Here is a 22,823-nt window from a genome sequence, read left to right on the forward strand (position 1 = left end):
CCATGAACTCGCTCACCATCAGAAACCTTCTGGTGCGCGGTCTGCTCGCCGGTCTGGCAGCCGGTGTCGTCGCCCTGGTCGTCGCCTACCTGCTGGGTGAACCACGGGTGGACGCCGCCATCGCGTTCGAGGAAGCCCACAGCCACGACCACGGCCACGAGATGGAGGTCGTCAGCCGCGGTATGCAGTCCACGGCGGGGCTGGCGACCGGCGTGCTGGTCTACGGCGTGGCGCTGGGCGGCATCGCCGCACTGGTCTTCTGCTTCCTGCTGGGCCGGATCGGGCGCTTCGGCGCCCGGACCACCGCCGTCCTGCTGTCCGGCGGCGCACTGCTGGTCTACCTCGTACCGTTCCTGAAGTACCCGGCGAACCCTCCGGCCGTCGGCAACCCCGACACCATCGGCCAACGCACCGCCCTGTACTTCCTGATGATGCTGCTCGGCATCCTGCTGACCGTCGGCGCGACGATCCTCGGCCGGCGACTGGCTCCCAAGCTGGGCAACTGGTACGCCACGGTGACGGCCGGCGCCGCGTTCGTGGTCGCCGTCGGCATCGCCTACGCCTTCCTGCCGTCCTACGACAATGTGCCGCACGGCTTCCCCGGCACCCTGCTGTGGCAGTTCCGACTGTCGACGATCGCCATCCAACTGGTGCTGTGGACCGCCTTCGGGCTGCTCTTCGGCCACCTCGCGGAGCGCGTCGTCCCCGCGCAGCAGCGGGCCGCCGCACCCGCGGCGGCGCCCGTCCCCTCCTGACACGGCGTCCGCCGCCGGACAGGCGCACCCCGGAAGGGCCCGCGACCACGCGTCGCGGGCCCCTTTCCGTTCGCCCGCCGGGCCGTTTCAGGACAGGCCGTGGATGCCGTCCAGATGCGGCAGGTCGTGGTCGAGGCGCTCGCGCTTGGCCCGCAGATAGCGGATGTTCTCCGCCCGGGGCGCCACCAGCAGCGGGACCTGTTCGGCGACGGCGATGCCGTGCCGCAGCAGCGCGGCCCGCTTGCGCGGGTTGTTCGACAGCAGCCGCACGGACCGGACGTCGAGATCCCGCAGGATCTCCGCCGCGACGCGGTACTCACGGGCGTCGACGGGCAGTCCGAGCGCGATGTTCGCCTCGACCGTGTCCAGCCCGTCGTCCTGCAGCTTCATCGCCCGGAGTTTGGCCAGCAGGCCGATTCCCCGCCCCTCGTGGCCCTGGAGATAGACCAGAACGCCGCGGCCGGCCGCCACGATCGCCCGCAGCGCGGCGGCCAGTTGGTCGCCGCATTCGCAGTGCGTGGAGCCGAAGACATCGCCGGTGAGGCACTCCGAATGCACCCGGGTGAGCGTCAGTTCACCCGCCACCTCGCCGTGGACCAGCGCCACCTGCTCGATTTCACCGCGGCGGTCGAGATAGCCGACCGCGCGGAATTCCCCATAGGTGGTGGGCAGCCGGACCTCCACCACCCGTTCCACACCCGCATTTTCACGGCCGGCATTGTCGAGAGCGATGCCGAGGTCGGGGCCGAGGCCCGGACCGACATCATCGTCGGGGTCCGTCATGGCGCGATGGTACCCGCGCGGTGAATAGGGCGGCAGGGATTACTCACCCATGCGACAAGTATGCTGCGAGGCCGACTCCCCGGTCAGCCGGCGACGAAAGGCGGCAGCGCCCATGACCGCTTCACCACAACCGTCCCCGGTCTCCGCGCTGTTGCCGGCGGACACCACCGAGGACGTGCGGGCGCGGCGCCCGTCGATGGCCGTCCTGCCGGTCGGCAGTTTCGAACAGCACGGCGCCCACCTGCCGCTGATCACCGACACCGTCGTCGCCTGCACCATCGCCGGGGAGCTGGCGGCCGCCCACCCCGTCCAGCTGCTGCCGCCGCTGACGGTGTCCTGTTCGCACGAACACGCCGACTGGCCGGGGACCGTCAGCATTTCCGCGCGGACGCTGCACGCGGTCGTCACCGACATCGCTGCTTCCCTGCACCGGTCCGGCATCGGCAGCCTGATTCTGGTCAACGGGCACGGTGGAAATTACGTACTGCGCAATGTGGTTCAGGAATCCGCCGGGAGCGGGGTGCGGATGGCGCTGTTCCCCCAGTCTGCCGACTGGGAGGCGGCGCGCGACCGGGCCGGGGTGCGGACCTCCGCGCACAGCGATATGCATGCGGGCGAGGTCGAGACCTCCATCCTTCTGCACGCCCACCCCGAACTGGTCAAGGACGGCTATGAATCGGCGGATTGCACCGCCGATGACCGAAAGCATCTGCTGACGTTGGGAATGTCGGCCTATACCGCCTCCGGAGTCATCGGCCGCCCGTCGCTCGCCTCGGCCCGCAAGGGCCGCGAATTGCTGGCCGGACTGGTCGGGGCATTCGGCGAATACGCCGCGCTGCTGGGGGCACCGGCGGAAGGCGGACGGTGAGATGGCGGCCGAGGAGAGGTCCGAGGTGCTGGACGCCGCTGCGGCATGGGAGCGGCTGCTGCGGATCCGCACGGCCGCCGATGCCCGGGCCGCCGGGCTGATGGCGGACGGCGACGGCGGGTGGCGTTGGGGGGTGCCGGCCTCGCCCGAGGCGGTCGAGCTGGCCGAGCGCTATCTGCCGCTCTGCCTGGCCGGTCCGCGGCTCGCGTTCGCGCAGCTCGGGCAGAGTCTGGACGGCTTCATCGCGACCCGTACCGGCGACGCCGACTACGTCACCGGCGCGGCGGACCGGCGCCATCTGCACCGGCTGCGCGCACTGGCCGACGCGGTGGTGGTGGGGGCGGGCACGGCCGTGGCGGACGACCCGCGGCTGACCGTACGCGCCTGTGCGGGCGAGCATCCGGTTCGGGTGGTGCTGGACCCGAGGGGCCGGGTGCCGGTGGACAGGGGGGTGTTCACCGATGGTGCGGCGCCGACGCTGTGGCTGCTCGGGCCGGGCGCCGGACCCGCGACGCGGGGAGCCCTGGGCGACGGCGTCGATGTCCTTCGGCTGCCGGATGCGGACGCCTTCGGCCCGGAGCGGCTGCTGGCGGTGCTGGCGCGGCGCGGGCTGGGCCGGGTGCTGATCGAGGGCGGCGGCGTCACCGTCTCGCGGTTCGTGCGGGCCCGGGCGCTGGACCGGCTGTACCTCACCGTCGCGCCGGTGCTGCTCGGCGACGGCGTCCCCGGGCTGCGGTTCCCCGGTACGCCGGTGATGCGCGAGGCGCTACGTCCGCCGCTGCGGCGCGCCCTGCTCGGCGAGGACACGCTCTTCGAGCTCGAACTGCGGGCGGCGGCCGACCCGCGCCCCGGCGGCCCACCGCGCGAGCAGGACCAGGGCGCCGGGCAGGCTCGCGGCGAAGGCGAGCACGCCGTAGACCACGGAGGCGGTGAGTCCCTGCGCGGCGCCCAGTCCGGCGGCGCCGAACGCCCAGGCGGCGGCGCCCTCGCGGGGGCCCCAGCCGCCGATGTTGACCGGCAGCGCCATCGCTAGCAGCGCCAGCACCACCAGCGGCACCAGCTCGGCGGTGGGGGCATCGACCCCGGCGACCCGGGCCGCCAGGACGAACATCGTGAGGTAGCCCGCGAGGACCGCCACCGACGACAGCGCGACGCCAGGCCAGACCGAGCGGGACGGCAGGCCCCGGCGGGCTCCGGCCCGTACGGTGCGCCCGGCGCGCCGGCGCAGACACCACCATCCGGCGGCCGCCAGGGCCACCGCGCACAGGGCGGCGGCGGGCAGCGCGACGCCGGGCGAGCCGAGGGCGCGGGCGAGGGCCGCGGAGACCGGCGAGGGCCGCACGAGCAGCACCGCGGCACCGCAGACGAGCAACACCAGCTGGCCCGCGGCGCGTTCCACTATCACCGCGCGCACCCCGCGGCCGAGGTCGCCGGCGCCGCCGCGGTGCCCGACGGCGCGGTGGACGTCGCCCAAGACGCCGCCGGGCAGTACCGCGTTCAGGAACAGTGCCCGGTAGTAGTCCGCGACGGCCCGGCCCAGCGGCAGCCGCAGCCCCAGGCCGCGGGCCACCAGGCACCAGCGCCAGGCGCTGAGGACCGTGGTCAGCAGGCCGATGGCCAGGGCGGCCAGCAGCGTACCGGCGTCGATCCGGCGCAGCCCGGCCAGGAAGGCGGCGGAGCCCAGATGCCACACCAGCGCCACCAGCACGCCCGCGCCCACCAGCAGCCTCAGCCACGCCGCCCAGCCGGACCGCCGCATCACACGCCCCCGGACGGCGGACCGGGCAGCGCCAGCAGATCGGTGTGGTGCACCGTGACGCCCAACTCCCCCGCCGCGCACTGCTCCAGTCTCCGGCGCAGGTACCCGGCGGCCCGGGGCGCCAGCGCCGGCCGCTGGGCCTGGGCGGCACCGACCCAGCCGCGCAGCCATTCGGCGATCAGCGTGCACTCGGCGCTGCCCAGCCGCCACGGACTGGAGCGCAGCGACACCGTCGCCCCCCGACGCTCGAACGCGGCGACCGCCGCCGCGACCGCGTCCGGACCGAGCAGGCGGCGGCCCTGGTCCACGCGGCGCTGGTGGTCGTTGAAGGCGTCGGCCAGCTCGGCGTCGAGGGGCTCCTGCGGGGTCAGTTCGACCCGCCCGGCGACGGAGAGCGCCAGCAGTGCGGGGCACCCGGCGCTCGTACATGCCTCGGCGAGCGCCTCGATCTCGTCGAGGGTGAGCAGATCGAGCAGCGCCGAGGCGGAGACCAGTGACGTACCGGCGAGGTCCGCGGCGCTGAGGGCGGTCAGATCGCCGTGCTCGGTCGCGAGATGAACGGGCCGGCCGTCAGCGGACGTCGAGGGCATCCGCGAGCCGGCGTGGGCGAGCAGCGCCGGGTCGTGGTCGTGCAGGGTCCACCGCTGCGGACCGGGCAGCCGGACGGCGAGCCAGCGGGCCATCGAGCCCGTACCGGAGCCGAGATCGCGGATCACCAGGCCGGGCGGGCGCCCCGGCCGCTCGGCCGCGGCCTGCGTGAGCCAGGTACGCAAGGGGCGCAGCAGCTCGGTCGCCCGGGACACGGCGTCGGCGCGCTCGCGCAACTCCAGCCAGTCGGCGGCGAACCGGGCGCTTCCCACGGCGTTCAACGCGCCCTCCGGGGTTCCTGCCGAAGCCGTTCCAGCGCTCCGGCCAGACTCTGCGACGTCATCTCCCACTCCTCCAGCATGGCACGCCGGCCGCGTGCCGCTCTCTTGAGCCGGTGGCGCAGCAGCGGATCGCCGAGCCATCGGCGCAGCGCGTCGGCGACTTCCACCGGGCTTCCGGACGGTACGAGCAGCCCGGGCAGGCTGCCGTCGGGGGCCCGCCCGAGGGCCTCCGGTACGCCGTCGACCGCCGTCGCCAGCACCGGGATGCCGCGGGCCAGCGCCTCGGTGACGACCATGCCGTAGGTCTCGGCGTACGACGTGAGCACCAGCAGGTCGGCGGCGGCATAGCGGGCGGCCAGCGCCGCGCCGGCCAGCGGACCGGTGAAGTCGACCCGGTCGGCGATGCCCAACTCCTCTGCTCTGCGAGGCAGTTGCCGGGCGTAGTCGAGGTCGCCGCCGGGCCCGCCGACGAACGCGCAGCTCCAGGGCCGGTCACGGACGGCCGCGAGGGCGTCGAGCAGCCGACGCTGCCCCTTGCGCGGGGTGAGCGAGGCGACGCAGAGCAGCCCGCCGGCCCCGTCCGTGCCGGGCGCGAGCGGCGCGGGATCGGCCCCCGGCCGGGCGACGTGGACCCGCGCCGCGGCCGGCCCGTGGTGCGCGACGAGCCGGCGGGCGGCCCACTCGCTGGTGGCCACCACGGCCCCCACGGCCCGCAGGGTGCGGCGTTCGCGGGCCTCCAGCTCGGCCGCCGTCTGGGGGTCGAGCCCGGTCTCGTCCCCCAGCGGCAGATGCATCAGCACACCGAGCCGCAGCCGTTCGGCCTCGGGGGCGAGGACCTCGGGGATGCCGCCGGCGACCAGTCCGTCGAGCAGGACCACGGCGCCGTCCGGCAGGGCCGCCAGCCGGCCCGCCAGCCCCGCACATGCCGCCGCGTCCGGCTGCGGCCAGCTGCCGGGCACGGCGTACGGGCGCACCCGCCACCCCTGCGCCGGGAGGTCGCGGCACACCCGCCGGTCGTAGACGTTGCCCCCGCTGGGCCTCGCCGGATCATCGACGCCACCGGGCAGGACGAAGTGCACCACCCGCTCCGGCGCCCCGTCGGCGCCGGCCCGCGTCACAGCGTGCGCTCGTACGTCGCCCAGGCGATATGCGATTCATGCAGGGTGACCGATATGCCGGCCAGCTCGCGGGCGCCCTCGCCGAGGTTGCCGGCGTGCACGCGGTCGGCGAGCCGGTCGGCGATGACCTTGGCCAGCGCCTCCGTCGAGGTGTTGATCCCGGCGAAGGCGGGTTCGTCGTCGAGGTTGCGGTAGTTCAACTCGCCGACCACCTGGCCGAGTTCCTGGGTGGCCAGGCCGATGTCGACGACGATGTTGTCGGCGTCGAGAGCCTCGCGGCGGAAGGTGGCGTCCACGATGAAGGTCGCGCCGTGCAGACGCTGGGCGGGTCCGAAGACCGCGCCGCGGAAGCTGTGCGCGACCATCAGGTGATCGCGGACGGTGATGCTGAACACGGGCGTTCCTCCGGTGTGATGTCGGTCTCATGGATGGCCGCGGTGACGGTGCTGCCGCGGGGCGGTCGCGGTGTGCCGCGCCCGTGTTCTAGGAGGCGCCCGGAGGCGCGTAGCGGATGCGGTGGCACAGCGCCGCGAGGTCGCCGGAGGCGAGCCGGGGCAGCAGCGAGGGCAGCTCCTCGAAGGCGGACTCCCCGGTGATCAGTGCGTCGAAGGCGGGGTCGGCGAGCAGGTCGAGGGCGAGGGCGAGCCGGTCGGCGAAGGTGCGGCGGGCGCGCCGCGCCGAGGAGACCGCGCCCACCTGGCTGCTGCGGACGACCAGCCGGCGGGAGTGGAATGCCTCCCCCAGGGGCAGGCTGACCCGCCGGTCGCCGTACCAGCTCAGCTCGATGACGGTGCCCTCCGGGGCGAGCAGTTCGAGCGAGCGCGCCAGCCCCTCCTCGCTCGCGCTGGCGTGCACGACGAGGTCGCAGTCGCCCAGCGCGTCGTCGGGCAGCGCGAAGTCGACACCGAGCGCCTCGGCGGTGGTGGCGCGCGCCGGGTCGGCGTCGACCAACTGCAGTCGGACGGCCGGGTAGCGGGCGAGCAGGGCGGCCACGCTGCACCCGACCATGCCCGCGCCGACCACCGCGATCCGGTCGCCGACCAGCGGCGCGGCGTCCCACAGGGCGTTCACCGCGGTCTCCACGGTGCCCGCCAGCACGGCGCGGGCGGCGGGGACGGCGTCCGGTACGGGGGTGACGGCGTGCGCCGGGAGGACGAGTTGCGTCTGGTGCGGGGCGAGGCAGAAGACCGTGCGGCCGCGCAGCGCGAGCGGCCCCTCCTCGACGACGCCGACGTTGAGGTAGCCGTACTTGACCGGTGCGGGGAAGTCGCCTTCCTGGAACGGCGCCCGCATGGCACCGTACTGGCTCTCCGGGACGCCGCCGCGGAAGACCAGGGTCTCGGTCCCGCGGCTCACTCCGGAGTACAGGGTCCGCACGAGCACCTCATCGGAACCGGGCTCCGGCAGCGACACCGGCCGGAGCTCGCCCCGGCCCGGAGCGCTTAGCCAAAACGCACAAGCGACGCGCGGCATCGGGATCCTCCTGGACGCTCCGTCGTGGGGTCGTTGATGCTGGGGATCATGAGGACGCCGTCACCATACGCGGCGCCCATGGACTGCGCCACAAGTCGCGGGAGGCATGGTGGCTGTTGTAAAAGAGCGCCACGGCACAAGGCGGTTGGAGCAGGACACCACCGCCGGAATGGGGCTGCAGCTGCTGGTGCTCGTGGTGCTCTGCCGGGCGGTCGGCCTGGGCACCGCGGGGTGGCTGACGGGTGCCGTCTTCGCCGTGGGCAGCTGGGCCGTGCTCACTCTGGCGCTGCGCCGGTCGTGGACGGGGTCGTTCGGCCCGGCCAACCGCGTCACCCTGGCCCGGACGATCCTCGTCGGCGGGGTGACGGCGCTGGTCGCGGACTCCTTCGACGGGCGGGCACCGGTCACGGTGCTGATCGCGCTGGCCACCGTCGCGCTGCTGCTGGACGCCGTGGACGGACAGGTCGCCCGGCGCACCGGAACGGCGTCCCCGCTCGGGGCCCGCTTCGACATGGAGGTCGACGCCTTCCTCATCCTGGTGCTGTGCGTCTACCTCGCGGTGCCGCTGGGCGCCTGGGTGCTGAGCATCGGCCTGATGCGGTACGCCTTCGTCGCGGCGTCCTGGGCGCTGCCGTGGCTCGGCGGCGACCTGCCGCACAGCATGGCCCGGAAGACGGTGGCGGCGCTCCAGGGGATCGTGCTGGTCGTGGCGGGCGCCGGGATCATGCCGCGGGCGTCGGCGGCGGCCGCGGTGGCCGGGGCGCTGGCGCTGCTCGTGTGGTCGTTCGGGCGGGACGTGCGGTGGCTGTGGCGGGTCCGCCCCACGACGGACCGCTCCGGCATCCTCCCGCGCACTACGTCCCCGCGTGCCGCCCCAGGTAGACGACGAGCACCAGGAAGACCAGCACCAGATTCGTGACGACGACGAAGATCAGCGCCCGGCGCCAGAGGCTGTCCCTGGGCGGCCGCTGCACCAGCACCGTGCCGGGCAGCCGGGCGAGCCGGACCCCGGGGCGCACCGCGGTGCGGGCGCCGCGGCGCGGCGAGGCGTAGCGGCGGGCGACGCGCTCCGGACAACTACGGGCGTGCCCACGGGCCGTACGGAGCGGCCCGCGCCCCGGCGCACGGCCCCGGCAAGGGGGCGTGGCACCGGGCCCGGACCGCCTGGATATGCAGGTCCGTGACCGGACCGCCCGCCAGGACGGCGTTCCCTTGCGCCTCGCCACCACGCATGACCTCCGCGCTCCGGCCGATTGACCGTCACGTCGTCTGTTGAATTGCGAAATTCTAGCTTGAGCTGCTTCCCACGTTTTCGGCTGTCCCGCCGTGGGGGTTTGCCGCCGTTGCGCCTGCGGCGGGCGGGGCCGCTGCGCGGGGCTTTCGGGTGCCGGTGTCGGTCCTCCGGGGCTGGGTGTCCGGACTGCTTCGCTTTACGTCCGGACACCCAGCCCCTCCGGCCCGCCCCCTCCCGTTGGGGGTGGGAGAAGACCGGTGGGGGTGGACGCCAGCCTTCGTGCGCGCGCGGTCGACAGATCAGGCCCGCCCCCACCGGCCTCCCCAACCCCCACCCACGGGAGGGGACAGACCGTAGGACGAAGTCCGTAGGGCTGTCACCGCACCCGACAAACAACCGCCCGCCGCTGGGGGTACCTCCCACGCCCTTTAGGCAGTGGGGGAGCAACGGCGAGAAACCACCACGGCGCCGCAGCCGACAACGTGGGAAGCAGGCAAAGCGCAGCGAACCGGCGAATGGGTGATCAAGCCTCCCCCCGGTATCGTCCGCCCGCCCCCGCGCGTTGGACTGCCATGACCGTCTTCCGCGTCCGACCGTGGTTTCTGCCGACCAGCCTCGCGGCGTTCCTCACCGAGGTGTGGCCGGACGGGTCGGCTGACACGTCGTCGGACGCCGGATCCGGCGACCCGTTAGAGGGCGGGGCCGACGGGCCGCCGGCTACCCGGTCAGCTGATTCAGGGACGACCGAATGCCTTCCGTGCCCCGGGGCGGCCGACGACGACGGCGAGCGCTCCCGTAGGCACCCTGACCGGCCCTGACGGGCCGCCGCGCGGACGGCCGGGCAGCGGAGTTGACAGCACGTCGAAGGCCCGCGGGCGCACACACCGTGGCCATCGGGTGACCACATGTGGCGAGTGCTGGTGATCGCCCATAGCTTCGCTTCATGGCGCTTCGACAGATGACATACATGGGCTGCGTCGCAGCGGTGATGGCCGGCGGACTGGGCGCCGGCGCCCCCTGTGACGGCGGGCGGCATGTGGTCCGCCCGGGCGATTCGATCCAGCGGGCGGTGGACAGGGCACGGCCGGGTGACACCGTCGTCATCAAGCCCGGGGTCTACCAGGAGAGCGTACTGATCAACAAGTCCCGGCTGCGCCTCGTCGGTGCGGGCGCGAAGACGGTGATCAAGCCGGGCGGGAAGCGCGCGGAGAACGCCTGCGGGCAGGAGGGCAACGGCATCTGCGTCCTCGGCAGCGAGGGCCACCCGCTGCACGACGTCCGCATCCGTTCGCTGGCCGTCGCCGACTTCAAGCGCAACGGCATCTGGGCCTCCGGCACCGAACGGCTGGCCGTGTCCGATGTGACCTCGCGGAAGAACCGCGTGTGGGGCATCGCGACGGAGAAGTCCACCGCCAGTCTGATCAGGGACAACGAGGTCATCGGCAACGGCGACTCCGGCATCTTCGTCGCGAACACGGTCAAGGAGGAGGGCGGGGCCACCGACACCCGGGGCACCGAGATCTCCCAGAACCTCATGAGGGACAACCGGATCGGCGTCACGATCCGGCGGGTGCGGAACCTGACGGTCAGCCACAACACGATGACCGGGAACTGCGGCGGAGCGTTCATCGTCGGCGACGAGTCACGCCCCAGGGCGGGCGCCCTGACCGTGCGGAACAACGAGATCACCAAGAACAACAAGTACTGCCCCGCCAACCCCCGCCTGCCGTTCATCCAGGGCTCCGGCATCGTCCTCACCGGCACCGAGGAGGCGAAGGTGGTCCACAACCTCATCCGGGACAACGCCGGCAAGTCCCCGCTCTCCGGCGGCGTCGTGCTCTTCCACAGCTTCGTCAAGGCCCTCAACGAGCGCAATGTCATCGGCGACAACGAGGTGCTGGGAAACCAGCCGGTGGACCTGGCCAACCGGGACACCGAAGGCCGGGGAAACGAGTTCCGCGGCAACAAGTGCCGGACCTCGGAGCCGGCCCGTCTGTGCTGACTTCACCCAGGAGAATCGAGGCGGAATGACCACCGTAAGTCCCACCCCCCAGCCGGCCATGCGGCTGCGCGAGCTGGTCTTCGGAGCCGCGTGCGCGGCGGCCGTGCGGGCCGCGGCCAAGCTCGGCGTCGCCGACGCCCTCGGCGAGCGGCCCGCCACCGCGCAGGAGCTGGCCACCGCGGTGCGGGCCGAGCCGCGGCCGCTGGAGCGGCTGCTGCGCACCCTGACCTGCTACGGCATCTTCGAGGAGACCGCGGACGGGAAGTACGCCCACACCGAGATGTCCCGGCTGCTGCGCGAGGACGCCCCCAACAGCCTGCGCTATATCTCCCTGTGGTGCACCGAGCCCTGGACCTGGGACGCCTGGCCCCGGCTCGACGAGGCGGTGCGCTCGGGCCGCAGCGTCTTCGGCGATCTGTACGGCAAGGGCTTCTTCGACTACCTCCATGAGGACGCGCCGGACTCCGCCGAGGTCTTCGACCGGGCCATGACCACCTCCAGCAAGCAGTCGGCGGAGGACCTCGCCGCGCTGCTCGACCTGTCCGGGGCCTCGTCGGTGGCGGACATCGGCGGCGGCCAGGGGCATGTGCTCGCCAGCCTGCTGGAGAAGTACCCCGCGATGCAGGGCACGCTGCTGGACCTGCCCACGGTGGTGGAGAACCCGGACCCCCGGCTCCGGGAGGGCGGCGCGCTCGCCCCGCGGGTACGGATCGTGCCCGGCGACTGCCGCGACGGCATCCCCGTGCAGGCCGATGTCTACATCATCAAGAACATCCTGGAGTGGGACGACGACAGCACCCGCCGGACGCTGCGCAACGTCGTCGACGCCGCCCGCCCCGGCGCCCGCGTGGTGATCATCGAGAACCTCGTCGACGACAGCCCCTCGATGAAGTTCACCACCGCCATGGACCTGCTGCTGCTCCTGAACGTCGGCGGTGCCAAGCACACCAAGGAGAGTCTGGTCGGCAGGATGTCGGCGGCCGGTCTGAAGGTCGGCGACATCACGCCCGTCAACCCCTATCTGCACGCCTTCGAGTGCACCGTCCCCGCGTGACGCGGACCGTGGCATGAACGAGCCCGTGCACGGCAGGCCGCCCGGCGAGGAGCAACCTCCTCGCCGGGCGGCCTGGCCCGTTCCCGGGCGGGTGCGGGCGCCGGGGGATCGCCCCGGCCCCGGCTGCGCGTCAGCCGCGGCCGTCACGCTCCCAGCGATAGAACTCGTGGGCCATCGCGTCCTTGGGGCTGCGCCAGGTCTCCGGGTCGTACGCGCTGACGTAGGCCGACAGCTTGTCGCTCACCGCGCGGAACTCGGGGTGCTCGGTGACCTTGGCGATCTCCGGGCCGGGCGGCCGGTCGGATTCGATGAGGTGCAGATACACCTCACCGAACTGGAAGAGGGTCCGCCGCGAGACGCCGACCAGGTGGGGCAGCTCCGTACGGTCCGAGGTCTTGAAGACCTCGGCGATGTCCGGCGCGGAACCGGGTGCCATGCGAGCGACGATCAGAGCGTGATGCATCGGGGAGATCCCTTCGTTGCCGCCGGGTGGCGGTCCGGACACGGCCCGGCGGGCGGTCAGTTGACGGCGGTGGAACGCAGCTCGCGGTCCCGCTGCTCGATCTTGTCCCGGATCAGCTCCAGCTGGATCCGGGAGTTGCGGTTGATCAGCTCGGTCATCCCCTTGTCGTCGACCGGGGCCTGCGGCTTCATCGCGAAGTCCTGGGTCCAGTGCATCGACGTACCGCCCGGGATCTCGGAGTACTTCCAGTGGATGTCCATGTGCTCGAAGGGGCCGGTCTCCACGCGGCGGGCGCGGACGGTGCGGGCCCCGCGGTCCATGACCCGCTCGGAGACCCAGCTCCAGATGGTGCCGTTGTCGTCCGGGTGCATCGTCAGCCGGAAGGTGGTCTTGTCGCCCTCCCGGGACAGCACCTCGACCGAGGCGTACTCGCTGAACAGCTGCGGCCAGTTCTCGATGTCGTTGGTGATGTCCCAGACGAGGTCGAGGGGCGCGGCGATGGTGATGTCGTTCTCGGTGTGGCCGGGCATGTCAGGCTCCTGTCGTAGGCACTTTGTCTTTGTCGGTGTTGACCAGGGCGAGGAAGTCGCGCGGCGTCTTGCAGCGCTCCGCGTCGGTCGGCATCGGCCGGCCGTGCCGGTTCTCCAGTTCACCCACGATGCCGAGGAGGCCGAGCGAGTCGAGGCCGAACTCGGCGAAGGACAGATCGGCGCGGGTGGCCAGGTCCTTCGGGTCGACGGTGAGGCCGGCGGCCGACTTCATCAGCGATGCCAGCTCGTCGAGGGTCAGTTGAGCGGTCATGTGGGGTTCTCCTTCTCACGAGGGGGACGTGGGGGCGTGCCGCAGCACCATGGCCGCGTTCGACCCCATCAGCCCCCGGCTCAGCACCAGCGCCGTGCGCAGCTCGGCGGGACGGGCCCGGCCGATCACCACGTCGAGGTCGTGGCAGACGTCGACGACGTTGGGCGTGGGCGGCACCACACCGTTCTCCATGGCGAGCACCGCGGCCGCGATGTCCAGGACGGGTGCACCGCAGTACGCCCGGCCGGTGCCGGTCTTGGGCGCGGTCACCGGTACCTGCCCGGTGCGCCGGCCCAGGGCGTCCGCGAGGGCCAGCGCCTCGGCCCGGTCGGCCGAGGGGACACCGAGCGCGTCCGCGAACACCACGTCGATCTCCTCCGGGGCGCACCGCGCGTCCTCCAGTGCGCCGCGGATCGCGTGGGCGAGCCCGTCGCGGGACTCCTCCCACCGCGAGGCACCGGTGAAGGTCGCGGCGTGCCCCAGGAGCACGGCCCGGACGGTCGCCCCGCGGCTCCCGGCGGCCTTCTCCTCCTCGATGACCAGCATCGCGCCGCCCTCGGCGGGCACGAATCCCGAGGCGCCGTCGGTGAACGGGCGGTAGGCGCGGTCCGGGTCGTCGATCCTGCTCAGATCGTCGTAGCCGAGCTGGCAGACGACCGAGTAGGGGGCCAGCGGCGCCTCGGCGGCGCCCACGACGACGGCGTCGGTGCCGCGCCGGATGGTGCGGCAGGCGTGCGCCAGGGCGTCCAGGCCGCCCGCCTCGTCGCTGGCCACGACTCCGCAGGGCCCCTTGAAGCCGCCGCGGATGGAGATCTGCCCGGTGCTGGCCGCGTAGAACCAGGCGATGGACTGGTACGGGCCGACATGCCGGGAGCCCTGGCCCCAGAGCCGTTGCAGCTCCCGTTGGCCGAACTCGCCACCGCCCGATCCGGCGGCCGTGACGACCCCCACCGCGAACGGCGAGTGCTGGTAGTCGGCGCGGCCGAGGCGGGCGTCGTCCAGCGCGAGGTTGGCCGCCGCCATGGCGAAGTGCGTGAACCGGTCGGTCTGGACGAGGTAGCGCTCCTCGATCAGATCCGCCGGGTCGAAGCCGCGGACCTCGCCGGCGACCTTGAGCGGCAGGTGCTCGCACCCTTCGCGGGTCACCCGGTCCAGGACGCTGACGCCCTCGACGGTCGCCTTCCAGAATGCCTCGGTGCTCACCCCGTTGGGGGCGATGACGCCGATGCCGGTGACGACGGAACGTCGTTCCTTAGGGGAGCTCATCGTGCCCTCCCGCCCTGTCGGGTCAGTACGACCGCTGACTGGAATCCGCCGAAGCCGCTGCCGACCGAGAGCACCGAACGCAGCGGCAGCTCCCGCGCCGTCCGGGGCACATAGTCGAGGTCGCACTCCGGGTCCGGGGTCTCGTAGTTGGCCGTGGGCGGCACGACCTGGTGGGTCAGTGCCAGCACACAGGCGACGATCTCGATGGCGCCGATCGCGCCGAGCGAGTGCCCCACCATGGATTTGATGGAGCTCATCGGCACCTTGTAGGCGTGCTTGCCCAGCGACCGCTTGACCGCGGCGGTCTCGTGCCGGTCGTTCTGCTGGGTGCCGGAGCCGTGTGCGTTGACGTAGTCGACCTGGGTGGCGTCGATCCTGGCATGACCGAGCGCGCGGTCGATGGCCTCGGCCATCTCCAGGCCCTCCTGGGTGAGGCCGGTCATGTGGTACGCGTTGCCGAAGGTCGCGTAGCCGCGTATCTCGCAGTGGATGGTCGCACCGCGGGCGCGGGCGTGTTCCAGCTCCTCCAGGACGAGTACGGCGCCGCCCTCCCCCATGACGAAGCCGTCGCGGTGGGCGTCGAACGGCCGTGAGGCGTGGGCGGGGTCGTCGTTGTTGGCGGAGGTCGCCTTGATGGCGTCGAAGCAGGCCACGGTGATCGGGGAGATCGGCGAGTCCGACGCACCGGCGATGCACACGTCGACCCGGCCCTCCTCGATGGAGTGGAAGGCGTACCCGATCGCGTCGAGGCCGGAGGTGCAGCCCGTGGAGACGGTCTGCACCGGGCCGTGCGCACCGACCTGTTCGGCCACTTCGGAGGCGAGCGAACTGGGGGAGAACGCCCGCTCCAGATAGCGGCCGGCCGGCCGGTGGTCGACGTCCCACCGCTGCCCGTGCTCGCTGACGGCGACATAGTCGTGCTCCAGGCGCGTGGTGCCGCCGACCGCGGTGCCCAGGGACACCCCGATGCGCCAGGGGTCCTCCTTCTCGGTGTCCAGGCCGGCGTCGCGCAGCGCCTCGGCCGCGGCGACCCTCGCGAACTGGATGTACCGGTCCGAGCGGGCGATCTGATCCGCGCTCAGCCCGTGGGCCTCGGGATCGAAGTCGCACTCGGCGGCGATACGCGAGCGGAAGCCCTCCGGGTCGAAGAGGGTGATGCCGCGGGTCGCCGTACGCCCGGCGGACAGCAGGTCCCAGAAGGCGGGTATGCCCACCCCGCCCGGGGCCACGATGCCGACGCCGGTGACCGCCACACGGCGGGTCATGACACCGGCTCCGTTCGTTCGGGTGGCACGGCCGGCGTGCTGTCCTCCGCGCTCTCGGTGTCGACATGGCCGAGCTCGGGGCGCGGCGCCAGCGGGCCGAGGTGGAAGACCATCCGGGCCTCCACGTCCCCGACGTTGCGGAACCGGTGCCGCATATAAGGGGGAATCAGCAGGCCCTGGTCCGGGCGCAGCGGGTGGGACTCCCCGTCCAGATCCACTTCGAGGGCGCCCTGGACGACGTACACGAACTCCTCGGAGTACGGGTGGTAGTGCTCGCCGATGCGCTCGCCGGGCTGGACGAGTGCCATGCCCATGAAGCCGCTCGTGGCGCCCACCGCGCTGGGTGTCAGCATGGCGCGCAGATCACCTCCGCGCCGGCGGTTGGGCTTGGTCTCGCTGAGGTCCACGATGCGTGGGCGGTCCGTGGTCATGGCTGCTTCCTCCAGGGGGCGTGAGGCCGTCGGTTGAGAGGGGTGGGATCTGCTGCGGTCGGCTGCGGTCAGGCGTCCGGGGCCCGGCGATCGGTGATCAGGGCCATGTCGGAGCGCGTCAGGAAGCGTGCGAGCTCGCGGTCGTCGGACAGACCGCCGGCCGCATCGGTGTCGAGGAGGCGCCGCAGCACGGCGATCTTGCGGGGCCCGCGCACGCCGAGCGACAGCACGGGGTCGCTGTCGATGGGGATCAGCAGGTCGATCAGCCGGACGACGATGTCGTCGCGCTGGAAGATGGTGCTGCCGGCGATCGGGCAGGTCGCGTCGTCGGCGGCCAGCTCGTCCTGGCGGGCCAGCATCCTGGCCAGCACCATGCCGCACCCCTCCCTGGCGGGGTAGAGCAGCGCATGCCGCCGTACGCCCTCGGGCGGGCTGCCGTGTGCCGCGACGTGGTGCACGGCGGGCAGCGCGGCGCGGGTGAAGAACACCCGGGCGGAGTTGGGGTCGCCGAGGTCGCGGTCCTGCTCCAGGTACGGGTTGATGGCCTCTTCGACGGCCCGGACCTCGGGCTGCCGGGAGACGTGGCGCAGCGCCGCGACGAGGTCGCCCTGCACCTCGACGGCCCGCACGACGCGGTTGCCGTGCATGAACAGGGAGGTGCGGCGCAGCCGGGTGGTGTCGTCGACCCGGGCCTCGGGGGAGGTGTAGCCGGCGAGGATCTCGGCGACCTTGTCCTCGCTGCCGGGCTTCACGGTGAAGGTCAGCGCGTGCCGGACCACTCCGTCGCCGACGCGGGGGTGGGCCTGCAGCCGGCCCTTGGGGGGCTCGGGGGTGAGCGTGGCGATGTTGGAGGTCTCGCGCAGGACGCTGAAGCGCAGCGAGCGGGTGTCGCGGACGCAGCTGTGCAGCGGCTGGACCATCTTGACGTGCTCCTCGCTGTTGACCCAGGCGAGGAACGGCGCCGCGCTCTCCCACTCACTGGTGATCAGCCACTGCGAGGGGTTCTCGATGGACTGGCACAGCTGGTCGGTCATGTGCCCGGGGACCGACGCGACCTGGTTGCGCAGGTGCTCGTAGGCTTCCAGGAAGCGCTGCTGGGCTCCCTCGTGGAGGTCCAGGAGCAGTACGACCCGCAGGCGGGAGCCGTCGAAGGCCGACTGGGATACTCGTTCCGAGAGCGTTGTCATCGTCTACGCATCTCCTCCGGGGCCCGATGGCCCCTGTGGTGCGTCGTCAGCTCCGGTGCGATCCGGATGACTGAGCCGGATGGTGGGCGGCTGCCCGGGTGTCCCGGGGCGTCCCGGGTTCGATCGTGGCGGGGAGCGTCCGGTGGCGCGAGATCTGTGAGCCATGCAGGTGAATCGTGATCGAACACGGCCACATCCGGGCATTCGTGCTCCATCTGCCCTCAATGCGCCCATGGAGCTGGAGCACGAATGAACCCCACCGTTGAAGACCGGGTCCCGGTACTCATCGTGGGCGGGTCCCTGGTGGGCCTGTCCGCGTCGTTGTTCCTGGGACGCCTGGGTGTGCGGCACCTACTGGTCGAGAAGCACTCGGACACCTCACGCCACCCGCGCGGGCGGGGGAACAACGTCCGCACGATGGAGCTGTACCGGGTCGCCGGAGCGGAGCGGCCGATCCGGGAGGCCGCGTCGGTCCTGGCCGCCAACCACGGCATCCTGCAGGCCCCTTCGCTCACCGGCGAGGAACAGGAGTGGCTGTTCAAGGAGATCGACCCGGGCGGCGGGCTGGCCCGGTTCAGTCCCTCCGCCTGGTGCCTGTGCAGCCAGAACGACCTCGAACCCGTACTGGTGCGCTGCGCCCGCGAGCACGGCGGACAGCTGCGGTTCTCCACCGAGCTGGTCTCCTTCGAGCAGGACGCGCGGGGGGTGACCGCGGTCCTGAGGAACCGGGAGACCGGCGAGCAGAGCACCGTGCAGGCGGACTACCTGATCGCGGCCGACGGGCCGCGCAGCCCGGTCCGCGAGCGGCTGGGCATCGGCCAGACCGGGCCCGGCGACCTGTTCCACAACGTGAGCATCACCTTCCGCGCCCCGGGCCTGGCGGACGTGGTGGGCGACCGGCACTTCATCGCCTGCTACCTGACCAACCCCGAGGCCGACGGGGCGCTGCTGCCGGTGGACAACCGGGCGGAGTGGGTCTTCCACGCCCCCTGGCACCCCGACCAGGGCGAAACCCTGGAGGACTTCACCGACGAGCGGTGCATCGACCACATCCGCCGGGCGACCGGCGCCCTGGACCTGGACGTGGAGATCACCGGCAAGGCCCCCTGGCACGCCGCCGAGCGGGTCGCCGAGCGCTATGCGGTCGGCCGGGTCTTCCTCGCCGGCGACTCGGCCCACGAGATGTCCCCCACCGGGGCGTTCGGCTCCAACACCGGCATCCAGGACGCCCACAACCTCGCCTGGAAACTCGCGGCCGTCCTGAGCGGCTCGGCGGGCCCCGGCCTGCTGGCGACGTACGAGGCGGAGCGGCAGCCGGTGGCCCGCGAGACCAGTGCGCGCGCCTCGGCCCGGTCCGCCGAGCACAGCCACCCCGGGTACGTCCCGGCGCCCGGGGCGGGCGGTGGCCGGCAGCGCGGGGTGCTCACCGTCGCCCTCGGCTACTGCTATCCCCAGGGCGCGGTCGTCGGCGCCGACCCCGAGCTGCCGGTGGTCCCCGAGCAGCTGCGGCTGACCGGCGAGCCGGGCACCCGCGCCCCGCACATGTGGCTGCGCGCGGGCGGCGAGCGCCGCTCGACCCTGGACCTCTACGAGAAGTCCTTCGTGCTGCTCTCCGGCTCCGACGGCGACATGTGGCGCACCGCGGCCAAGGGCGCCGTCCAGCGCTTCGCCGTGGCGCTGGACTGCTATCTGATCGGCACCGAGCCGGACGACGACCTGGCCCCGGAGGAGGGCGTCGACTGGGCCGAGAAGCACGGCACGACGCCCGAGGGCGCGGTGCTGGTGCGCCCCGACGGCTTCGTGGCGTGGCGCGCGGAGGGCCGGGTGGCCGACCCCGAGGCGGCGCTGGCGCAGGTCTTCGCGTCGCTGCTCGGCAGGGACTGACCGCGCGGGCCGCCCGCGCGCCCGGCCGGTTCCGTACGGCACGGCATGCGCGGCACGGGCCGGGAGGTGGGGCGCATGGGGTGGGTGAGGACCGAGGGGCCGGCGGGATCTCCGCCGGCCCCTCGGTGCCGGGAACGTATCTTCTGCTCGTCATCACCGAAGGGGCTTCTGCCGACGGCCCCGGCCACGTCCCGCAACTCGGTGGCCGATTTCCGGTTGAGTCCGGGCATGGACGCCAAGAAGCCCCCCTCGCACCCTTTTCAGCGCATCTCCCTCCCCCATCAGATGCCGCCGCTGCCACCCCCCGCTCCCCAGGCGCGGCGCCCCACGGAGGAGGGGACACCGATCTTCGACCAGCTCCTCAAGGAGTGGCGCTCGGGCACGCTAAGTCCGGTCGTGTCATGGCCGACGGACGATCCCGGGAAGATCAGGACGGGCGCCGCTGTTAGGACCGATGATGGCCGTCCCTATCCGCGGAACCGCGACGAGGAGCATGACCGTGAACCTGTACGACATCCCGCTGCGCACCCTGACCGGTGAGCCCGCTTCGCTCGCCGACTATCGGGGCAAGGCCCTGCTGGTGGTGAATGTGGCGTCCAAGTGCGGGCTGACCCCGCAGTATTCGGGCCTGGAGCGGCTCCAGCAGCGCTTCGAGGACCGTGGCTTCAGCGTGCTGGGCTTCCCCAGCAACCAGTTCGCCGGCCAGGAGCCGGGCAGCGCCGAGGAGATCGCCACGTTCTGCTCGGCGACGTACGGCGTCAGCTTCCCGCTGTTCGAGAAGACCGATGTCAACGGCGCGGACCGGCATCCGCTGTACGCGGCGCTGACCGGCACCGAGGACGCCGAGGGGGCGGCGGGCGATGTGCAGTGGAACTTCGAGAAGTTCCTGATCGACGCCGAGGGCGAGGTGGCGGGCCGCTTCCGGCCGCGCACGGAGCCGGAGGCCGAGGAGCTCGTCGCCGCGATCGAGGCGGTCCTGCCGGCCTGAGCCGGGCGGGTCCTCAGGCCACGGCGATGTCGGTGGCCCCGGCGGATCCGGCGACCGGGTCCTGGTCGGGGGCTTCGCCGGCCACGGCCTCCTGCGCGAGCGCCTCTTCGCAGACGCTCTCGAAGTCGCCGGTCAGCCCGGTCATCCGCAGCAGCCGGGCGACGCTGCCGCCCTCGACGACGCCGGTCAGCCGCAGTCGGCCGCCCCGCTGCCGGGTTCGGTGGCGGGCGCGGCTGAGCAGCGACAGCCCGGCGCAGTCGATGAAGGTCACCGCGCGCACATCGACCACGAGGTCGAGGCCCTGGCCGCGGGTGATGCCGTCCAAGCGCTCGGACAGCACGGAAACGGCGAGGATGTCCAGGTCACCGCGGAGTTCGAGCACGGTCGTGCCGCCCGCAGCGCGGCGCGGTCCCACCAGTCTCGGGTAGTGCGGAGCATCGTTCATCGGCCCGACCCACTTTCGTGCCGGGGGCGCGGGGTGACCACGCGCTCCCAGCGGTGTTGTACGGAAGGTGTGGGGGGCGCCCGGCAGGATCCGGGCGGGTCGGCCCGTTCCCGGGTCGTCGGCGGTGCGGTCGCGTAGCGCTGGTGCCGCTACGTTTCTGCAGCTGCGCCCATGGTTGTCTACGGCTTACCCGCCGACCGCCGCCCTCAAGTCCCGGCGTACGCCACATCCGCAGGTTGTCTCAAAGTCGCCCCTTGTGCGCGGGGGCGGGATAGGCCATCAGCGTCCGACGCCCCGGCGCGAGCGCGAAGCCGGGCCCGGCAGCACCCGGGTCGGCGGCCTCCCGCTCGCCTCCCGCACGCCACTACAGGCGCAGTGGTCACAGCAGACGAGACCGACACCGGGAACCCATCGACTCGCATCAGCATCTTCAGGGCAAATAGACTGTCCAAACCGCCCGGAAGAGTGAGGTGTGTCCTGAAGTCGCCCGACTCGGCGGCCGACCGTTCCGCCGATGCCGCAGCCGATCTCGCCGACCGCACCGCGCAGAACCTGCGCGAGCTGGCCGGCGGGCCGATCTCCCGGCTTCCGCAGCTCCTGGAGGCGATGGCGGCGATCGGCGCCGACCATGATCTGCACCGCTCGCTGACCCGCATCGCCGAGACCGCCGCCGCCCTCACCGGCGCGCGCTACGCCGCCGTCGGCATCCGCAACGAGGACGGCGACGGACCGGCCGAGGACCTGATCACCCACGGTGTCGCCCCCTCCCCCGAGGGCCCGGACAGCCCGCCCGGCCCTGACCTCCTCACGGTGCCCATCACCTTCCACGGCGAGACCTTCGGCGCCCTGTACGTCGCGGACCGCGGCGACGGCGAGAGCGAAGAGGGCGCCGAGGAGCGCACCGCGCCGGACGGCCCGGGGTTCACCGACGCGGACCTCCACCTGGTGCGGGTGCTGGCCACCGAGGCCGGTATCGCGATGGGCAATGCCCGGATGCACGCCGCCGCCCGGCAGCGCACCCGCTGGATCGACGGCGCCGCCTCCGTCACCACCGCCCTGCTGGCCGGCCCCGAGACCCGCTCGACGACCGGGAACGCCCTCACCGTCGTCGCGGAGAAGGGCCGCGAGCTCGCCGAGGCGGCCACCGGAGCGGTGCTGCTGCCGCACGCCGAGGGCGGTATGGAGGTCGTGGCGATCTCCACCGAGCTGTCCGAGACCGTACGGACCGAGGCCCACCGCGGCAGGATCCCGCCGGAGAGCCCGGTCGTGCACCGGATAGCCGCCGGGCTCGCGGTCTTCGCCGACGACTTCGCCACCGATCCCCGTTCGATCTCCCCGCTGTCGCGCCACTACGGCCCGACGATGCTGCTGCCGCTGAGCAGCAACGGGCGGGTGCTGGGCGCCCTGGCGCTGTGCCGGGCGCCCGGCGACCGGCCCTTCAGCCAGACCGAGCGGACCCTGGGGACCCAGTTCGCCGCCCAGGCCGCGCTGGCGCTGGTCCTCGCCGACCGGCACCGCGACCGCGAACGGCTCGCCGTCTACGAGGACCGCGACCGTATCGCCCGCGATCTGCACGACCTGGTCATCCAGCGACTGTTCGCCACCGGGATGCTGCTGGAGAGCGCCCAGCGCAAGGCCGTGGTGCCGGAGGTGCGCGACGGGGTCGGCCAGGCCGTCGACGAGCTGGACGCGACGATCCAGGAGATCCGTACGGCGATCATCGCGCTGCAGCAGGGGCCGTCCCAGGCGCCACCGGGACTGCGCACCCGCATCCTGCGGGAGGCCAGCGCGGCGGCCGAAGCGCTCGGCAGCCGCCCGTCCGTGCAGTTCACCGGCCCGGTCGAGGCCCGACTCGACGACGCCTGCGGCCGCGAGCTGCTGGCCGCGCTGCGCGCCACCCTGACGGCGGCCCGGCCGACGCGTCTGGAGATCGTCGTGGACGCCGCCGCCACCCTGGCCGACGGCCGCGCCGCCGTACGCCTGACGGTGACCGCCCCCGGCACCGCCGATGAGCCCACGGTCTGGGAACGGCCCCTCTGAGCCGCGCCGCCGGTTCGGCGGCTCCCTCGCGACCGTCGGCACCGGGGCTCCTCGGTGCGCCGTCGCCGAGCCGGTCCGATGATGAATTCCGGGCTCCGACGGGGCTTGAAGAGTGAACCGCGGGGAATCCCTTGACCT

The 22,823-nt window shown here is 72.9% G+C and carries 23 protein-coding genes and 1 pseudogene; 9 read left to right on the forward strand and 15 right to left on the reverse strand.

Annotation, left to right across the window (positions count from 1 at the left end):
* The first annotated feature begins 2 nt into the window (after nucleotides 1-2).
* Complete coding sequence (locus ACZ4NB_RS01450; protein ID WP_467657553.1) at nucleotides 3-755, forward strand: CbtA family protein; 753 nt, start codon at nucleotides 3-5, stop codon at nucleotides 753-755.
* 87 nt (nucleotides 756-842) lie between these two features.
* Here ACZ4NB_RS01450 and ribA read toward each other — a convergent pair whose 3' ends face one another.
* Nucleotides 843-1,538: a GTP cyclohydrolase II gene (ribA, locus tag ACZ4NB_RS01455; RefSeq protein ID WP_467657554.1), complete on the reverse strand. Its 696-nt coding sequence runs from the start codon at nucleotides 1,536-1,538 to the stop codon at nucleotides 843-845.
* A 112-nt stretch (nucleotides 1,539-1,650) separates the two neighbouring features.
* Between ribA and ACZ4NB_RS01460 the strand changes: the two genes are divergently transcribed.
* The gene (locus ACZ4NB_RS01460; protein WP_467657555.1) at nucleotides 1,651-2,406 is read left to right on the forward strand and encodes a creatininase family protein; all 756 of its coding nucleotides are present in this window, start codon (nucleotides 1,651-1,653) and stop codon (nucleotides 2,404-2,406) included.
* A gap of 100 nt (nucleotides 2,407-2,506) precedes the next feature.
* Nucleotides 2,507-3,070: pseudogene (locus ACZ4NB_RS01465) on the forward strand (RibD family protein); the annotation flags it as partial.
* 102 nt (nucleotides 3,071-3,172) lie between these two features.
* Here ACZ4NB_RS01465 and ACZ4NB_RS01470 read toward each other — a convergent pair.
* The 5 genes from ACZ4NB_RS01470 to ACZ4NB_RS01490 all read right to left on the reverse strand — a co-directional run bounded on the left by ACZ4NB_RS01470 (nucleotide 3,173) and on the right by ACZ4NB_RS01490 (nucleotide 7,625).
* Nucleotides 3,173-4,165, reverse strand: coding sequence for a lysylphosphatidylglycerol synthase transmembrane domain-containing protein (locus tag ACZ4NB_RS01470; protein ID WP_467657557.1), 993 nt, complete (start codon nucleotides 4,163-4,165; stop codon nucleotides 3,173-3,175).
* On the reverse strand, nucleotides 4,165-5,034 hold the full coding sequence (locus ACZ4NB_RS01475) for a class I SAM-dependent methyltransferase (RefSeq protein ID WP_467657558.1): 870 nt from the start codon (nucleotides 5,032-5,034) through the stop codon (nucleotides 4,165-4,167). The genes ACZ4NB_RS01470 and ACZ4NB_RS01475 overlap by 1 nt, the downstream gene beginning before the upstream one ends.
* Nucleotides 5,031-6,152, reverse strand: coding sequence for a glycosyltransferase family 4 protein (locus tag ACZ4NB_RS01480; RefSeq protein ID WP_467657559.1), 1,122 nt, complete (start codon nucleotides 6,150-6,152; stop codon nucleotides 5,031-5,033). The genes ACZ4NB_RS01475 and ACZ4NB_RS01480 overlap by 4 nt, the downstream gene beginning before the upstream one ends.
* Entirely contained in the window at nucleotides 6,149-6,547 is a 399-nt protein-coding gene (locus tag ACZ4NB_RS01485) for a 6-pyruvoyl trahydropterin synthase family protein (protein WP_467657560.1), read from the reverse strand. The genes ACZ4NB_RS01480 and ACZ4NB_RS01485 overlap by 4 nt, the downstream gene beginning before the upstream one ends.
* A gap of 88 nt (nucleotides 6,548-6,635) precedes the next feature.
* Nucleotides 6,636-7,625 carry a zinc-dependent alcohol dehydrogenase gene (locus ACZ4NB_RS01490; RefSeq protein ID WP_467657561.1) on the reverse strand — a complete coding sequence of 330 codons (990 nt, stop codon included), beginning with the start codon at nucleotides 7,623-7,625 and terminating at the stop codon, nucleotides 6,636-6,638.
* 169 nt (nucleotides 7,626-7,794) lie between these two features.
* On the opposite strand from ACZ4NB_RS01490, the gene ACZ4NB_RS01495 reads away from it, so the two are divergent.
* Nucleotides 7,795-8,544: a CDP-alcohol phosphatidyltransferase family protein gene (locus ACZ4NB_RS01495; RefSeq protein ID WP_467657749.1), complete on the forward strand. Its 750-nt coding sequence runs from the start codon at nucleotides 7,795-7,797 to the stop codon at nucleotides 8,542-8,544.
* Here the strand turns inward: ACZ4NB_RS01495 and ACZ4NB_RS01500 are convergent.
* A complete protein-coding gene (locus tag ACZ4NB_RS01500) occupies nucleotides 8,480-8,851 on the reverse strand; it encodes a DUF6126 family protein (protein ID WP_467657563.1) in 372 nt (123 codons plus the stop codon). The genes ACZ4NB_RS01495 and ACZ4NB_RS01500 overlap by 65 nt on opposite strands.
* Before the next feature lie 951 nt (nucleotides 8,852-9,802).
* Here ACZ4NB_RS01500 and ACZ4NB_RS01505 point away from each other — a divergent pair.
* Nucleotides 9,803-10,861, forward strand: a complete 1,059-nt coding sequence (locus ACZ4NB_RS01505; RefSeq protein ID WP_467657564.1) for a right-handed parallel beta-helix repeat-containing protein — start codon at nucleotides 9,803-9,805, stop codon at nucleotides 10,859-10,861.
* Between the two features lie 25 nt (nucleotides 10,862-10,886).
* Entirely contained in the window at nucleotides 10,887-11,915 is a 1,029-nt protein-coding gene (locus tag ACZ4NB_RS01510) for a methyltransferase (protein ID WP_467657565.1), read from the forward strand.
* A gap of 130 nt (nucleotides 11,916-12,045) precedes the next feature.
* Here the strand turns inward: ACZ4NB_RS01510 and ACZ4NB_RS01515 are convergent, their stop codons facing one another.
* The 7 genes from ACZ4NB_RS01515 to ACZ4NB_RS01545 form a co-directional block, all read right to left on the reverse strand.
* Nucleotides 12,046-12,378, reverse strand: coding sequence for a TcmI family type II polyketide cyclase (locus tag ACZ4NB_RS01515; RefSeq protein WP_467657566.1), 333 nt, complete (start codon nucleotides 12,376-12,378; stop codon nucleotides 12,046-12,048).
* Nucleotides 12,379-12,434: 56 nt separating this feature from the next.
* Entirely contained in the window at nucleotides 12,435-12,908 is a 474-nt protein-coding gene (locus tag ACZ4NB_RS01520) for an SRPBCC family protein (RefSeq protein WP_467657568.1), read from the reverse strand.
* A gap of 1 nt (nucleotide 12,909) precedes the next feature.
* Nucleotides 12,910-13,179 (reverse strand): acyl carrier protein, encoded by a 270-nt coding sequence (locus ACZ4NB_RS01525; protein WP_467657569.1) that lies wholly within the window; start codon nucleotides 13,177-13,179, stop codon nucleotides 12,910-12,912.
* Nucleotides 13,180-13,194: 15 nt separating this feature from the next.
* On the reverse strand, nucleotides 13,195-14,445 hold the full coding sequence (locus ACZ4NB_RS01530; RefSeq protein ID WP_467657571.1) for a ketosynthase chain-length factor: 1,251 nt from the start codon (nucleotides 14,443-14,445) through the stop codon (nucleotides 13,195-13,197).
* Nucleotides 14,442-15,710 (reverse strand): beta-ketoacyl-[acyl-carrier-protein] synthase family protein, encoded by a 1,269-nt coding sequence (locus ACZ4NB_RS01535; RefSeq protein ID WP_467657572.1) that lies wholly within the window; start codon nucleotides 15,708-15,710, stop codon nucleotides 14,442-14,444. Before ACZ4NB_RS01535 ends, ACZ4NB_RS01530 begins: the two co-directional genes overlap by 4 nt.
* Nucleotides 15,707-16,141, reverse strand: coding sequence for a cupin domain-containing protein (locus ACZ4NB_RS01540; protein WP_467657573.1), 435 nt, complete (start codon nucleotides 16,139-16,141; stop codon nucleotides 15,707-15,709). The genes ACZ4NB_RS01535 and ACZ4NB_RS01540 overlap by 4 nt, the downstream gene beginning before the upstream one ends.
* 68 nt (nucleotides 16,142-16,209) lie before the next feature.
* Entirely contained in the window at nucleotides 16,210-17,328 is a 1,119-nt protein-coding gene (locus ACZ4NB_RS01545) for a SchA/CurD-like domain-containing protein (RefSeq protein ID WP_467657575.1), read from the reverse strand.
* Between the two features lie 249 nt (nucleotides 17,329-17,577).
* Between ACZ4NB_RS01545 and ACZ4NB_RS01550 the strand changes: the two genes are divergently transcribed.
* Both ACZ4NB_RS01550 and ACZ4NB_RS01555 read left to right on the forward strand, forming a co-directional pair.
* Nucleotides 17,578-19,212 (forward strand): FAD-dependent oxidoreductase, encoded by a 1,635-nt coding sequence (locus tag ACZ4NB_RS01550; protein WP_467657576.1) that lies wholly within the window; start codon nucleotides 17,578-17,580, stop codon nucleotides 19,210-19,212.
* 499 nt (nucleotides 19,213-19,711) lie between these two features.
* Complete coding sequence (locus tag ACZ4NB_RS01555) at nucleotides 19,712-20,200, forward strand: glutathione peroxidase (protein ID WP_467657750.1); 489 nt, start codon at nucleotides 19,712-19,714, stop codon at nucleotides 20,198-20,200.
* 13 nt (nucleotides 20,201-20,213) lie between these two features.
* Here the strand turns inward: ACZ4NB_RS01555 and ACZ4NB_RS01560 are convergent, their stop codons facing one another.
* Nucleotides 20,214-20,645 carry an STAS domain-containing protein gene (locus tag ACZ4NB_RS01560; protein ID WP_467657577.1) on the reverse strand — a complete coding sequence of 144 codons (432 nt, stop codon included), beginning with the start codon at nucleotides 20,643-20,645 and terminating at the stop codon, nucleotides 20,214-20,216.
* A 465-nt stretch (nucleotides 20,646-21,110) separates the two neighbouring features.
* On the opposite strand from ACZ4NB_RS01560, the gene ACZ4NB_RS01565 reads away from it, so the two are divergent.
* Nucleotides 21,111-22,685, forward strand: a complete 1,575-nt coding sequence (locus ACZ4NB_RS01565) for a GAF domain-containing protein (RefSeq protein WP_467657578.1) — start codon at nucleotides 21,111-21,113, stop codon at nucleotides 22,683-22,685.
* The last annotated feature ends 138 nt before the right edge of the window (nucleotides 22,686-22,823 follow it).

The sequence above is a fragment of the Streptomyces sp. NPDC026575 genome (genome assembly GCF_055567415.1).